General features: G+C 64.3%; 12 protein-coding genes, 1 pseudogene and 1 riboswitch. Of the genes and pseudogenes, 10 read left to right on the top strand and 3 right to left on the bottom strand.

Annotated elements, in window-relative coordinates:
• The first annotated feature begins 14 nt into the window (after positions 1-14).
• The 8 genes from BAC01S_RS24385 to BAC01S_RS24350 all read left to right on the top strand — a co-directional run bounded on the left by BAC01S_RS24385 (position 15) and on the right by BAC01S_RS24350 (position 8,369).
• Positions 15-578: a SiaB family protein kinase gene (locus tag BAC01S_RS24385; RefSeq protein WP_027797113.1), complete on the top strand. Its 564-nt coding sequence runs from the start codon at positions 15-17 to the stop codon at positions 576-578.
• A gap of 18 nt (positions 579-596) precedes the next feature.
• Positions 597-983 carry a DUF1987 domain-containing protein gene (locus tag BAC01S_RS24380; protein ID WP_027797112.1) on the top strand — a complete coding sequence of 129 codons (387 nt, stop codon included), beginning with the start codon at positions 597-599 and terminating at the stop codon, positions 981-983.
• A gap of 101 nt (positions 984-1,084) precedes the next feature.
• Positions 1,085-1,759, top strand: a complete 675-nt coding sequence (locus BAC01S_RS32475) for a GGDEF domain-containing protein (protein WP_084168832.1) — start codon at positions 1,085-1,087, stop codon at positions 1,757-1,759.
• 306 nt (positions 1,760-2,065) lie between these two features.
• Complete coding sequence (locus tag BAC01S_RS24370; RefSeq protein WP_027797111.1) at positions 2,066-3,454, top strand: class I SAM-dependent methyltransferase; 1,389 nt, start codon at positions 2,066-2,068, stop codon at positions 3,452-3,454.
• Between the two features lie 22 nt (positions 3,455-3,476).
• Complete coding sequence (locus BAC01S_RS24365) at positions 3,477-4,811, top strand: sensor histidine kinase (protein WP_027797110.1); 1,335 nt, start codon at positions 3,477-3,479, stop codon at positions 4,809-4,811.
• Between the two features lie 7 nt (positions 4,812-4,818).
• Entirely contained in the window at positions 4,819-5,952 is a 1,134-nt protein-coding gene (locus BAC01S_RS24360) for a hybrid sensor histidine kinase/response regulator (RefSeq protein WP_043203556.1), read from the top strand.
• Entirely contained in the window at positions 5,952-6,953 is a 1,002-nt protein-coding gene (locus BAC01S_RS24355) for a response regulator (RefSeq protein WP_027797108.1), read from the top strand. The genes BAC01S_RS24360 and BAC01S_RS24355 overlap by 1 nt, the downstream gene beginning before the upstream one ends.
• A gap of 57 nt (positions 6,954-7,010) precedes the next feature.
• Positions 7,011-7,220, top strand: a riboswitch (cobalamin riboswitch).
• A 90-nt stretch (positions 7,221-7,310) separates the two neighbouring features.
• Positions 7,311-8,369 carry a HoxN/HupN/NixA family nickel/cobalt transporter gene (locus BAC01S_RS24350; RefSeq protein ID WP_027797107.1) on the top strand — a complete coding sequence of 353 codons (1,059 nt, stop codon included), beginning with the start codon at positions 7,311-7,313 and terminating at the stop codon, positions 8,367-8,369.
• A gap of 75 nt (positions 8,370-8,444) precedes the next feature.
• Here the strand turns inward: BAC01S_RS24350 and BAC01S_RS24345 are convergent, their stop codons facing one another.
• Both BAC01S_RS24345 and BAC01S_RS24340 read right to left on the bottom strand, forming a co-directional pair.
• Entirely contained in the window at positions 8,445-9,062 is a 618-nt protein-coding gene (locus BAC01S_RS24345; protein ID WP_027797106.1) for a glutathione S-transferase family protein, read from the bottom strand.
• A gap of 16 nt (positions 9,063-9,078) precedes the next feature.
• Complete coding sequence (locus BAC01S_RS24340; RefSeq protein ID WP_027797105.1) at positions 9,079-9,444, bottom strand: YciI family protein; 366 nt, start codon at positions 9,442-9,444, stop codon at positions 9,079-9,081.
• A gap of 83 nt (positions 9,445-9,527) precedes the next feature.
• On the opposite strand from BAC01S_RS24340, the gene BAC01S_RS24335 reads away from it, so the two are divergent.
• Positions 9,528-9,974: a MarR family winged helix-turn-helix transcriptional regulator gene (locus BAC01S_RS24335; RefSeq protein WP_027797104.1), complete on the top strand. Its 447-nt coding sequence runs from the start codon at positions 9,528-9,530 to the stop codon at positions 9,972-9,974.
• A 136-nt stretch (positions 9,975-10,110) separates the two neighbouring features.
• Positions 10,111-10,389: pseudogene (locus tag BAC01S_RS35700) on the top strand (alkaline phosphatase family protein); the annotation flags it as partial.
• On the opposite strand, the gene BAC01S_RS24330 reads toward BAC01S_RS35700, so the two are convergent.
• Positions 10,373-12,121, bottom strand: coding sequence for a tetratricopeptide repeat protein (locus BAC01S_RS24330; RefSeq protein ID WP_027797103.1), 1,749 nt, complete (start codon positions 12,119-12,121; stop codon positions 10,373-10,375). The pseudogene BAC01S_RS35700 and the gene BAC01S_RS24330 overlap by 17 nt on opposite strands.
• Between the last annotated feature and the right edge of the window lie 235 nt (positions 12,122-12,356).

Below are 12,356 nucleotides of genomic sequence, written 5' to 3'. Positions count from 1 at the left end.
GGTATTTGACCACCATGTCTGTCACTATGGATCAGCATAGCTGCTTCTTTGAAATTGCCCAGCAGCGCAATCTGATTTTCTATCACAAGGGCTATTTCTCGCACAGCATCGTGGCGGCGATGAGCGAGGTCGTGAAACTGCAACTGGAAGTCGCCGGCGTGAGCACGTCCACGCGCCGAAGGATCTTTTCGTCCTTCATCGAACTCTCGCAGAACATCGTCCATTACTCGTCCGACTCGCTGCCCGAAGGCACGGTCCAGGGCGGCGCGATCCGCGAAGGGGCGATGTGCATTTCCGCCGACGGCGACCGCCACCTGATGGTCTGCATCAACCCCATCGCCACGCAAGCCGTGGACGATCTGCGCGAGAAGCTCGAGCCGCTGCAGAACATGTCGATCGACGAGATCAAGCAGGCTTACAAGACGTCGCTGCGCGCCGAAACGCCTGCCGACAGCAAGGGCGCGGGACTCGGCTTTCTGACGATGGCGCGCGACGCCAGCGCGCCGATCGAGTTCGCCTTTTATCCGCGTGAGGACGATCCGGGCACCACGCTCTTTTGCCTCAAGACCATCATCTGACCAGGGTCCGTGTACAGAATGGAAAATCTTTTCATCGCCGCCACGGCCACGTCGCCGGAAATCGACTTTCGCTTCGACCAGAACGTGCTTGCGCTTCGTGGCGAGTCCTATCCCGAGAACGCCGCCGCATTCTATGCGCCCATCATGGAACAGCTGAACGCCTGGCTCGCGGGTTGCGCGGATGCCGCGATCACGGTCGACGTGACGCTCACCTACTTCAACAGCTCCAGCACGAAGATGCTGTTCGGCATGTTCGACGCCCTGGACCGGGCCGCGTCGTCCGGCAACCGGGTGGAGGTGAACTGGTACCGCGACGAGGAGGACGAAACGATCCTCGAGTTCGGCGAGGAACTGCAAACCGACTTCACGGCAATCAAGTTCAACGATTGCCCGGTTGCAACTTGAGAGCCGCTGCCGTGAAACCGGCCGACTCCCGGAGCGCGTCGCACGGCGACGCGCCGGACCTGTTCCGCAGCGAAAGCGAAGCCCTGGAAAGAGCCCGGGCCATGTGCGACGATCCGCACGCGGAAGCCGGGAGCTATCGCGAGGCGCTAGGCGAGCTCATCGGCCATTACGAGCGCCTGATGCGCGAAACGCGCCGCCTGATCGGGCGCAGCGATCGGGCCGAGCGCGAAATGCAGGCGCTGACCCAGCAGCTGCAGTATCGCGCGACTCACGACGCGCTCACCGGCGTGCTCAATCGCAGCGCCGTGATCGAGCGAACCGTCAAGGCGCTGCGCGTGAACCGCGCCGTGATGATCCTGCTCGACATCGACGACTTCAAGAAGGTCAACGACGATTACGGCCACCCCGCCGGCGACGCCGTGATTCTCGGCATCGTCAACTGCCTTCGCCAGATCCTCGGCAGCACGGGCATCATCGGGCGCGTGGGCGGCGAGGAGTTCACCGTCGTCATGCCGGGCGCCGATATCGCGGATGCATTGCCGCTCGCCGAGGACATGCGCGCGGCCATCGCCAGCCATGTGTTCCCGGCCCCCGTGAGCCGCAGCATCACGGCCAGCTTCGGCGTGAGCGACAACCCCGCGGGCACCGACTTCGATACCGCCTACGGCATCGCGGACGCCGCCCTCTACGCAGCAAAACGCGGCGGCAGAAACCGCATCGAATTCGACGCGCAACAGCAAGTGAGCGCATCGAAGCCCGCGCCGCGGCAAGACTAGCGCGGCACCTGCATCGCAGGTCCGTGCGCCCCGGCGCATGCGGCGCCGCATCTCCCCGCCTTCCTTCGCAACCGGCCTCGCCCGGAGGCCCTTCCCGCCAAAATTGGCATAGGTCAGAATAATCGGCGTTGATGTTACACTGCAACACGCCGGAGGCACTCCGGCCAAGGGTTTGGGTGTTTCCCGTGCAACGCCGGTTTGAAGCATGTCCACGGCATCGTATGCGATGCCGAACATGCAGCCGCCATTCACTGGACCGCGTCCGACACCCAGCTGCGTTTTCCGGATTCCTCAGGTTCTTATACCGTGTACTCTCAAACGCAAATCGACCCGGTAGTCAGCTTCCGCAACTCGCAGCGCGAGCAGGTGCGTGGAACCATCATCAACCTCCAGAGAAAGTCGCTGGTGATGGAGGTCTATAACCCATACTCGATCGTGCAGGTCAGTGAAGTCCTGAGCGACCTGAGCGTGCGTATGGGGGCGAGAAACGCCTATCTGGGCAAGGCGGTGGTCGTCAGCCTCGTGAACACCGGCCTTACGGCGGTGGTTTCGCTGGCGCTGATCGACGAGTGGCGCGAGCTTAGCGTGCTGTCCAACGAGCCCAGGTCGGTCGGGCGGGAAGCCGAGCTCTTCATCACCGACTGGGACACGCGCTTCAATATCCGGCGCGACTATCAGATCGTGGTCAACGAAATGCGCGCGTTCCTCTCGGAGGTGTCGCGCTGGGTCGAGCAGGTCGACCTGACCGAAAGCCTGCCGAAGAACGAAGGCCGGCTGCGCGAGGATCTCTTCTACGAGCTCGCCACGCCCATCATGGTCAAGGTCAAGACCTACCTCAACTGGCTGGAGGAAGAAGCCGAGCGCGTCGATCCGGAGCTTGCGCCCGTGCATCGCGCCTATGCGCAATCGGCGCTGCATCCGCTGCTGCTGCGCGCGCCCTTCGTCTACCGGACGTTTACCAAGCCGCTGGGGTACGCCGGCGACTACGAGATGGTCAACCAGATCCTGAGCGATCCTCAGCAGGGGCCGACCACCTACTTCCAGATCGTCAATACGGCGTTCCTCAAGGCCGCCGTGGCCACCGCGCACCGCAACCGGATCACGCTGCTGATCGACTTCCTGACGCGCCAGGCCGATGCAGCGCGCATGGCCGGCAGGCCCTTTCGCATCCTCAACGTCGGCTGCGGACCGGCATTCGAGATCCAGCGCTTCGTGCGCGAATATGCGCAGCCCGAGCTGCTGTCGTTTCAGCTGGTCGATTTCAGCGAGGAAACGCTGGCCTTCACGGAGGCCTCGATCAAACAGGCGGCGGCCGAAGCCGGGCACACGGTCGCGGTGGAAATGGTGCATCAGTCGGTGCACGACCTGCTCAAACGCAAGATCTCGCCCGACGAGTCCGCGCGGGATTTCGACGCCGTCTATTGCGCCGGCCTCTTCGACTACCTCTCGGACAAGGTCTGCGCGCGTCTCCTGAGTTATTTCGCGGCACGCACGCGGCCCGGCGGCCATCTGCTCGTCACCAACGTGCACTCGGCGAACCCGGAGAAGTACGGCATGGAGCATCTGCTCGAGTGGTATCTGATCTATCGGAACGAGAGCGGCATGAGTTCGCTGCTGCCCGCACAATCCGCCGACCACAAGCTCTATGTCGATGAGACCGGGGTGAATGTGTTCGCGGAAGCCACGATCCTCTGAAACGCCGGCGGACACCCCATCCATGAGCACTGCTCAACTGCACACAGGCTATCAAACCGAGCTGGCCGACTTCCGCGTGACTTTCAGCCGCGGCGGCGCCTGTACCGCCATCGTGCTCGTCCTGCTAGGCGTGGGGCTGGACTACGCGCAGTATCCCCAACAGCTGATCTCGTTCTCGGCCGCGCGCGTGGTCGTCTCGGTACTGATCGGCGGCATCGCGATCCTGCTCGGCAGCGTGGTGGGGCGGCGTCTCTCCCCGTGGCTGACGCTGTCCTGGCTGCTGCTGCCGCAGATCATGATTTCGTGGATGATCTGGAAGACCGACGGCGTGCTGTCGCCCTACTACATGGGCCTGAACCTGGCCATCTTCGCTTCGGGCATCGCCCTGCCGTTCGGCCTATGGCAGAACATGGTCTTCGGCGTGCTGTCCTGCGTGCTTTATCTGCTTGCCTGCCTGATGCATCCCGGCGGCAGCGTGCCGATCGGCACGCTGACCGTCAACGTGCTGCTCCTTCTGTTCGCCGCCGCGGCCAGCGGCGTCTATACCTTCTTCAACGAGCGGGTGCGCTTCATGTTGTTCCGCCTGAAGGCGGAAGTCTCCCAGAAGAACGACGAGCTCGAATCGATCAACCGCAAGCTGGTCGACATCAAGGGGCAACTGCTGCAGCAGGAAAAGATGGCGGCTATCGGTACGCTGGCCGCGGGTCTGCTGCATGAAGTCAATAACCCCGTGAACTTTTGCCTGATGGCGATCGAAGTCGCGATGGAGGAGCCCGTGGCCAAGGCGGAGCCGACGCTGCAGGAGTGCCTCGTCGACGCCAAGCAGGGCATGCAGCGGATCCAGCACATCGTCTCGGACCTCAAGACCTTCGCCTACCGCAAGCCCGGCGCCGAGGCGGAGGTGGGCACGCCCTTCCTGTTCGAAAAGGCGCTCGATTCGGCCACGCGGCTCGTCGCCCACGAACTGCGCGGCGTGACCGTGACGCGCGAGCTTCCGACCGATACGCTCGTGCAGGGCGACGAAGCGGCCATCATCGGCGTGCTGATCAACCTGCTCTCCAACGCGGTTCTGGCCATGCGCAACGTGGGCACCGTCGGGCCGGCGATTCACATTTCGGCGACGTGGAAAGAGCAGCGCCTCGCCGTGACGGTCAAGGACAACGGGCCGGGCATCAAGGACGAGAATCTCGCCCGCGTGTTCGAGCCGTTCTTCACGACCCGCGAAGTGGGACAGGGCCTCGGCCTGGGGCTGTCGATCAGCTATGCCGTCATCGAGCGCCACGGCGGCCTGCTGTTCGCCGAAAGCGAGCTGGGAAGCTGGGCGGCGTTCAGCTTCGATCTGTCGCGCGCGCCGTGAGAACGCCATGAATGAAATCCGGCAAGACATCCGGCAAACGCAGCCCACGGTGCTCTACGTCGACGACGAAGAGCTGGCGGGGAAGTATTTTTCGCGCATGGTCGGCACGGATTACGAAGTTCTGCTGGCCACGAGCAGCGACGAGGCCGTCGCCATCCTGGCGCGGGACAGCGCCCGCATTGCCGTGCTGGTCACGGACTTCCGCATGCCGGGCCGCGATGGCGGCGACCTGCTGCGGCAGGTGGCGCACGACTACCCGCATATCGTCCGCATTCTGGTGACGGCTTACGCGGACATCGACGTGCTGCTGCAGACGGTCAATACCGGCGAGGTGTTCCGCATCCTCGAAAAGCCGCTCAGGCAGGCTTCCGTGCGCGAGACGCTGCAACTGGCCTTCGAGCGCCACCAGGAACGCGCCATCCAGAATCATCGGCTGATCGCAATCGACGAGACCCTGGCATTTCTGGCGCATGAACTGAACACGCCGCTCGCCGCCATTGCCTTGAACGCGAGCAACATCGAAAATCGCGCCGACGCGCAGCACGAGTCGCAGTGGGATATCGACGGCGCCGCCCGATCCATGCGCGAAAGCGCGCAGTACTGCCTGGCGGTGGTTTCGTCCTTCTGGCGCTCGGTCCAGAACGGGCGCCGCAAACCCGCTGGGGAAGAGGCCCGCAGCGAGGTCACGGCGCATGGGCTGATTTCCGCCCTGCTCGATACCTATCCGTTTGCGGCCGGGCAGCGGTCGTGGGTGCAGGTGGAGGTCGACGGCGACTTTGCCGTGCTCACGCAACCGAACTGCGTGGCGCTCGTGCTCTCTTCGCTCCTGTCGAACGCGCTGCGCGCGCTCGCGGACGTGCCCGCGCCGGCGGTGCGCTTTACTGTCACGGCGGAACCCAGTCCGGGCATCGGCATTTCCGACAACGGCCCGGGCATTCCGCCCGAGATCAAGGCCCGCCTGTTGACGGACCCGATCACAACGCACGCGCAATCCGGCGGGCACGGTTTGGGCCTGATTCTCTGCAACCGTGTCATGCAGTCTTGTGGCGGCGGACTTCGGATTGAGTCCGCCTCGGGGGTTGGCACCAACGTAGTGCTGGATTTCCCCCCTATCAAAGGTCAAACACTCAGGAGTTGTTGATGAACGAAGCGAAAGCCAACCAGGAGTCGTCACCGGCGATCCTCTTCGTCGATGACGAGGCCACGGCCGTGAAGTACTTCCAGCGTGCCATTGGAAGCCTGGCGCCGGTCCTGACTGGCGGCTCGGTTGAGGAAGGCAAGGCGCTGCTGGACGCGCACGGTGACAGGGTGGGGGTCCTTGTCTCCGACCAGCGCATGCCGGGCGAGTACGGCAACGAGTTGCTCCGTTACGCGAGCGAGCGCTATCCGCATATCGTGCGGATCTTGACCACCGCGTATTCGGAGATCGACCAGACCGTTGCGGCGGTGAACCTCGGCCAGATCCACCGCTATATCAAGAAGCCGTGGGACATTACCGCGTTGCGCATGGAGCTGAAGCAGGCGCTCGAACTGGCCGAGCTGCGCAAGGAGCGCGACCAGCTGGTGCGCGAAAAGCTGGGCGTGCTGCAAAAGCAGACGCTCTCCACGCGGATCGGCCTGATCCGCACGCTCTCCGCCGCGCTGATCGGGCCCGAACGGTTCCAACCGGTCGAGACCTACCTGGCCGCCGCTGTTCTCGCCGAGGTGCCCAGCCCCGAGCCGGACTGGCTGCTGATGGACTACTCCGATCTGATCGCCGCCGAAAGCGGCCGAAGCGGAACGTTTGGCCACATGGTGGCGGCGAACCTCGCGGCGCTGCGCAACCGCCACGTCGGCGCGACCGCCGGCAACGCGGTGTCGGCGATGGCCGAAACGCTGGAGCACGCCGGCATCGCGGTCCGGCGCGAAGGCGATGGCCTGATCCTGGACGACCTCACCGCCCTTGCCGAGTTTCTGGGCGAGCCGGCCAGCAAGGCCGTGTCGATCGGGCACGCCGTCTGGCTGGCAAGCCTGCTTTGGCTGGACGGCAACGACTTCGCGCTCGAGCCGGTCCGCAAGGGCGACGGCATGGCGTTCCTGCCCACGCAGCACAGAACCGAATTTCCTGCCGATCGCCTCGCGGCATGGATCGAGCAGTTCTGAGCGCAGCACGGGCAGCGGCTGCGCTGGCGCAAGGTTGACACCGCAACGTAAGGGCGATTACGCTTTTGCGCTGATGGTTCCCGGCAACGGGATCAAAAGGGAACGCAGTAGAGGCTCGCCGTGCAGACGGCCGGGTTTCGAGTCTGCGGCTGCCCCCGCAACTGTAAGCGGCGAGTTCATGCCACCCCGCGCCACTGGGAAACCGGGAAGGCCGGCATCGAACACCGACCCGCGAGCCAGGAGACCTGCCATCAACCGAGGTCCATGCAGCCGCAACGGGCGGGGTGTCCCAATGCGCCGGCGCCGCTTTACGCGGCCGCTCGTTGCAGGGACAGTCCCGACCTCAGGATCTGTCACATGTCCACCACTCTGGAAACGGTTGCCGCTCCGGCATCCCTCCGCCGCCGCGTCATCGGCATCTATGTCGTCCTTGCCGCCTTCAACATCGGCGCCTGGATCTGGGCATTCATCGCCTTTCACGCTCACCCGCTGCTCCTGAGCACAGGCCTCCTCGCCTATGGCTTCGGCTTGCGCCATGCCGTCGATGCCGACCATATCGCCGCGATCGACAACGTCACGCGCAAGCTGATGCAGGACGGCAAGCGTCCCGTGACCGTGGGCTTTTTCTTCGCGCTCGGCCACTCGGCCGTGGTGCTGCTGGTTGCGGCGGCTGTCGCCGCGACGGCCGCCGCCCTCGAAAGCCGCGTCGAAGCCTGGAAAGACCTGGGCGGCATCATCTCCACCAGCGTCTCCGCGCTGTTCCTGTTTCTCATTGCCGCGATGAATGTCGTCATCCTGCGCGGCGTGTGGCGCGCTTTCAACAAAGTCCGCCGCGGCGAGCCCTACAACAACGACGATCTCGACCTGCTGCTGAACAGCCGCGGCCTCCTCGCCCGGCTCTTCCGTCCGCTCTTCCGCTTCGTTTCGGGACCGCTGTGGATGCTGCCGCTCGGCTTCCTGTTCGGCCTCGGCTTCGACACCGCGACGGAAGTGAGCCTGCTCGGGATTTCCGCGAGCCAGGCCGCGCAAGGCCTCTCGATGAGCGTCGTGCTCGTGTTTCCCGTGCTGTTCGCGGCCGGCATGTCGCTCGTCGACACGACCGACGGCGTGCTCATGCTCGGCGCCTATGACTGGGCCTTCGTGCGCCCCATCCGCAAGCTCTACTACAACCTCACGATCACGCTCGTTTCCGTGCTGGTGGCGGTGCTGATCGGCGGTATCGAAACGCTCGGGCTGATCGCCGACCAGTTCAATCTGAAGGGCGGTTTCTGGGATCTGATCGGCACCCTCAACGACAACTTCAACAACCTCGGCTTCGTCATCATCGGCGTGTTCATCCTCGCCTGGCTGGTGTCGTTCGCCATCTACCGGCTGAAACGCTACGACGAACTGCCGGTCTACCCGTCGGGCCAGTAATTCGCCGCGCGCGTTGCTGCATGCTGCCGATGTCGCGCAAGGTTGCGGGCATCGGCACCAGGACAGGCGTTGCCATCAGGCGGCTTTGCGCGCGTCGGCGATCCGCTGCGGCGCCTCGGGCCGCGCATACAGGCGTTCGAGGTACGCCTGCAGGCGCGGGAATCCATCGATCAACTGGACTTCATTGGCCCAATCGATCAGATAGACCGTCACGCAGTCGGCAACCGTCAGCGTGTCGCCGACGATGAACCGACGCCCTTCGAGATGCGTTTCGAGGATCGCGGCCATCGACCGGAAATCCTCCCGCGCCAGTTCGATATCGGCTGGAAGGCGCTTGTCCGGCGGATAAAGAAAGGCGTGCCGCGTCATTCTCCAGAGCGGCTGTTCGAGCTCGGTCACCGCGAACAGGGTCCAGCGATACGCCTGCGCCCGCTCTTCGAGATCGACGGGCAGCAGCGCCTTCTCCGGATATTTTTCGGCGAGATACAGCACGATCGCGGCCGATTCCGGAATCACAAGGTCGCCGTCCATCAGCACCGGAACCTTGCCCGCCGGATTGACGCGCAGGAATTCGGGTCGCTTGTGCTCGCCTTCGAGCAGATTCACCGACACGTATTCGAAATCGGCGTCGACCTCGTGTAGCCCCCAGAGCGCACGTTGCGCACGGGTGCCTGGAAATCCATAGAGCTTCATGACGACTCCCTGGAAGTCAGCCGCGAGGGATCGGAAGAACGGGCATCACTTCAACCGACTCGCCCGGAAAGATCGCGAAATGCGGGTGGCCTTCAAACATCTTCGCGGCCTCTTCATGCGAGGCGCTGCGCACGACCGTAAAGCCGGACAGCGCGTTGACCGTTTCCTTCACGCCATGTTCGCCGATGGCCAACGTCTTGCCGAGCGGACCGCCCATGTCGACAATCGCCGCCTGATGCCGGTCGACCCAGGCATGCCACGCCGCAATGCCCTCCTGCTGCCTGGCGAGCCGTTCTTTTTCCGGCAATGCCATCCACGCCTGCATGCGGGGGTTGTCCTTGCTGCCGAGAAACACCGCGAGAAACAATTTCTGATCGCTCATAAATCCTCCGTCCGATGAGGAGAGCAACGGAATGTCGCCCTTCGAGCCTTGACAGGATAAGTTGATATCAACATAATTGCAACATGGCACCGGCAAAAAAAATCCCCTTCGAAACGACCGCGATGGTTCGCGACTGCTGCCTGTGCCTGCATATGCAGCGCGCGGCGCGCAACCTCGCGCGCATTTTCGACGATGCCTTGCGCCCGCTGGAGCTCACGAACGGGCAGTTTTCGCTGCTGATGTCGCTTAACCGGCCCCATCCGCCGGCGATGAAAGACGTCTCCTCGCTACTGGCGATGGATCGCACCACGCTAACGGCCGCGCTCAAGCCGCTCGAGCGGCGCGAGCTTGTCGTCATTACGCAGGATCCGGACGACAAGCGCAGCCGTCTGCTCAGCCTGACGCCCGCGGGCCAGCAATTGCTCGCCAAGGCGTTCCCTTTGTGGCAGCAGATGCATGCCGAAATCGAAAGGCCATTCGCTCCGGGCGAGGTCGATCGGCTGCGCCAACATCTGCGCGCGCTTTCGTAGCTGGACGCGTCGAAGTCGACTTAGCCCCTCCTCTGCTTGCCTTTTTGTTATGCCGCGATCCTGCTGTTTATGGTGGGGTGCGCGCTGGACCGTTAGTTGCGCTTTTAACCGGGTCCCGAGCACTCGCCGCAGTCCCCGCTTCGGGCTGCCGCCGCTCGGCGTATGCGGCAGCGACCCGGCAACCGTCAATCTCGCGGACGCGCTCGACTTCACCGATGCGCCGCGCGCCAGCGCACCGACGATCACGGTCGCTCAAGGACCGTTCGGAGAACCATGTAGTGGCTCGACGGCGCCCTCGTCGTCCAGTTCGGTGTCCAGCGTGGATAACGCGCGGCTTGCGGTGAACCCGACGGCCGACCGCTTCGCGGAACTACGCGCCAAGGCGAGCGCGCTGGGGTTCAGGACGGTATCGTAGCGACGCGCGCCGTCAGCGCCTCGCGCACCGCGGCGAGCACGCTGCCCCAGTCTCCAAGCGCGGGCTGGCGGAACAGCCGGGCGCCGGGATACCAGGGCGTGTCGCTGCGTTCGAGCATCCAGCGCCAGCACGTATCGAAGCGGTTCAGAATCCAGACCGGCTTGCCCATTGCGCCCGCGAGGTGCGCGGTCGACGTATCGACCGAGATCACGAGATCGAGGTTCGACACGAGGGCGGCCGTGTCGGCGAAGTCGGCAAGCTCGCCGGTGAAATCGACGATATCGTCGATTTCGGCGCCAGGCCGGTTCCCTTCGCGACGTTCCCGCAACGCGGCAAGCTGCTGCGCGGGTGCGCCTTTCTGCAGGCTGAAGAACCGGATACCTGGCACATCGAACAGCGGAAGCATCTGCTCCAGTGCGATCGAGCGACGCCTGTCGTTCTTTCTGAGCTCGGGAACGTGAGACCGATCGCCGCCCGCCCAGACGAGCCCGACTTTCAGCGCGGGCGAACCCGCTGCCTGGCTGACTTTTGCCTCCCAATGCCTGACCGCCTGCGAATCCGCAAACAGATACGGCGTTGCGCCGGGAATGCTCGCGACATCGGTCTCGAACGCAAGCGGCAGGCTCAGCAGCGGGCAGTGCAAGTCGAACGGCGGCAGCGGCTCGCCTTGCGCCACGATGCGCGCGACACCTTCCAGCGGCGCGAGCAGCCGAACCAGTTCGGGCTGGACCTCCAGCACCACCTGTGCCCCGCGCCGCGCCAACATCGACGCATAGCGGCAAAACTGCAAGGTATCGCCCAGGCCTTGCTCGGCGTGCAGCAGAATCACCTTGCCGTCGAGCGGAGCGTCGCCCAGCCACAGCGGGGCTTCGAACGAGCGCGCCTCCGCCGCGTTGCGCCTGCGCTTCCAGCGCCATTCGTACTCGTGCCAGCCCTCCTCCAGCCGCCCCATCTGCAGGAGGCACAACGCGCGGTTCCAATGCCCCTCCACATGGTCGGGCTGCAGCGCGAGGGCCTGATCGTAGCTGGCCAGCGCGTCGGCGTGGCGATTCATGTCGATGAGCGCGAGCCCGAGATTGCTCCAGGCATCGGCGAGACCTGGCGCGGCCGCAATGGCTTTCCTGTAGCTTTCTTCGGCTTCCGCGGGGCGGTTCAGATCGCTCAGGGCGTTGCCGCGGTTGCTCCATGCCTCGGCATAATCGGGCCGCAGCGCGAGCGCCCGGTCGCAGTTCGTCACCGCCTCTTCGGGCCTGCCCAGATCGCGCAGCACGCAGCTGCGGTTGTTCCAGGCCTCGGGCATTTCGGGCTTGAGCGCAAGCGCGCGGTCGAGGCTTTCTAACGCTTCGGCGGGCATGTCGAGCGCGCCCAGCGCCATGCCGCGATTGGTCAGCGCGTCGACGAAATTCGGCATCAGCGCGAGCGCCTGGTTGGCGCGCCCGAGCGCCTCCCTGTGCCGCGATCTGGCATTCAGTGCGAACGCGAGGTTGGAATGAATCGCCGCCTGCTTCCCGTTGATCGAGAGGGCGGTTTGCAGCAGCGCGATGCCTTCGTCGAGATGGCCTGTCTGCAAGGCGAGCGTGCCCAGCAACTGCAGTGCGTCGAAATGCTGCGGCCGAACCGCAAGGATCTCCCGATAAATCTCGGCCGCTTCGGTCCACGCGCCATTTTGCTGAAGCGCGAGCGCCTGCTGAAGCAAGGCGTCGAGTTGCCGCTGACTGAGTGGTTTCCTCATGATTGCGTTTCGCTCAGGGCGCGCTGCCCTGTGGGTCCGGACAAAGTGATGGGCGAGATTATGGCCGAAATGGCGCAGCGCCTTCGGCTCCGGCATTTTACAAATACGCAAGGCACGAAAAAGGCCCGCCTGAATCGCTCCAGGCGGGCCTCGCTATTTCATGGCGGCGCACTCGCCGCCAAAGAAGGGATCAGTGCGCGCCAATGCCCTCGAGCACCTCGTCCTCTTCGTCCCG

Origin of the sequence: Paraburkholderia acidipaludis NBRC 101816 (assembly GCF_000684975.1) — a bacterium.
GTDB classification, from domain to species: Bacteria; Pseudomonadota; Gammaproteobacteria; order Burkholderiales; family Burkholderiaceae; genus Paraburkholderia; species Paraburkholderia acidipaludis.
This window is presented reverse-complemented; position numbering and strand designations above follow the sequence as displayed.

What these genes read in the sequence shown, in the direction of transcription:
- BAC01S_RS24385 (WP_027797113.1), top strand. Translation starts at nt 15, where the DNA reads ATGTCTGTCACTATGGATCAGCATAGCTGCTTCTTTGAAATTGCCCAG.
- BAC01S_RS24380 (WP_027797112.1), top strand. Translation starts at nt 597, where the DNA reads ATGGAAAATCTTTTCATCGCCGCCACGGCCACGTCGCCGGAAATCGAC.
- BAC01S_RS32475 (WP_084168832.1), top strand. Translation starts at nt 1,085, where the DNA reads ATGTGCGACGATCCGCACGCGGAAGCCGGGAGCTATCGCGAGGCGCTA.
- BAC01S_RS24365 (WP_027797110.1), top strand. Translation starts at nt 3,477, where the DNA reads ATGAGCACTGCTCAACTGCACACAGGCTATCAAACCGAGCTGGCCGAC.
- BAC01S_RS24360 (WP_043203556.1), top strand. Translation starts at nt 4,819, where the DNA reads ATGAATGAAATCCGGCAAGACATCCGGCAAACGCAGCCCACGGTGCTC.
- BAC01S_RS24355 (WP_027797108.1), top strand. Translation starts at nt 5,952, where the DNA reads ATGAACGAAGCGAAAGCCAACCAGGAGTCGTCACCGGCGATCCTCTTC.
- BAC01S_RS24350 (WP_027797107.1), top strand. Translation starts at nt 7,311, where the DNA reads ATGTCCACCACTCTGGAAACGGTTGCCGCTCCGGCATCCCTCCGCCGC.
- BAC01S_RS24345 (WP_027797106.1), bottom strand. Translation starts at nt 9,062, where the DNA reads ATGAAGCTCTATGGATTTCCAGGCACCCGTGCGCAACGTGCGCTCTGG.
- BAC01S_RS24340 (WP_027797105.1), bottom strand. Translation starts at nt 9,444, where the DNA reads ATGAGCGATCAGAAATTGTTTCTCGCGGTGTTTCTCGGCAGCAAGGAC.
- BAC01S_RS24335 (WP_027797104.1), top strand. Translation starts at nt 9,528, where the DNA reads ATGGCACCGGCAAAAAAAATCCCCTTCGAAACGACCGCGATGGTTCGC.
- BAC01S_RS24330 (WP_027797103.1), bottom strand. Translation starts at nt 12,121, where the DNA reads ATGAGGAAACCACTCAGTCAGCGGCAACTCGACGCCTTGCTTCAGCAG.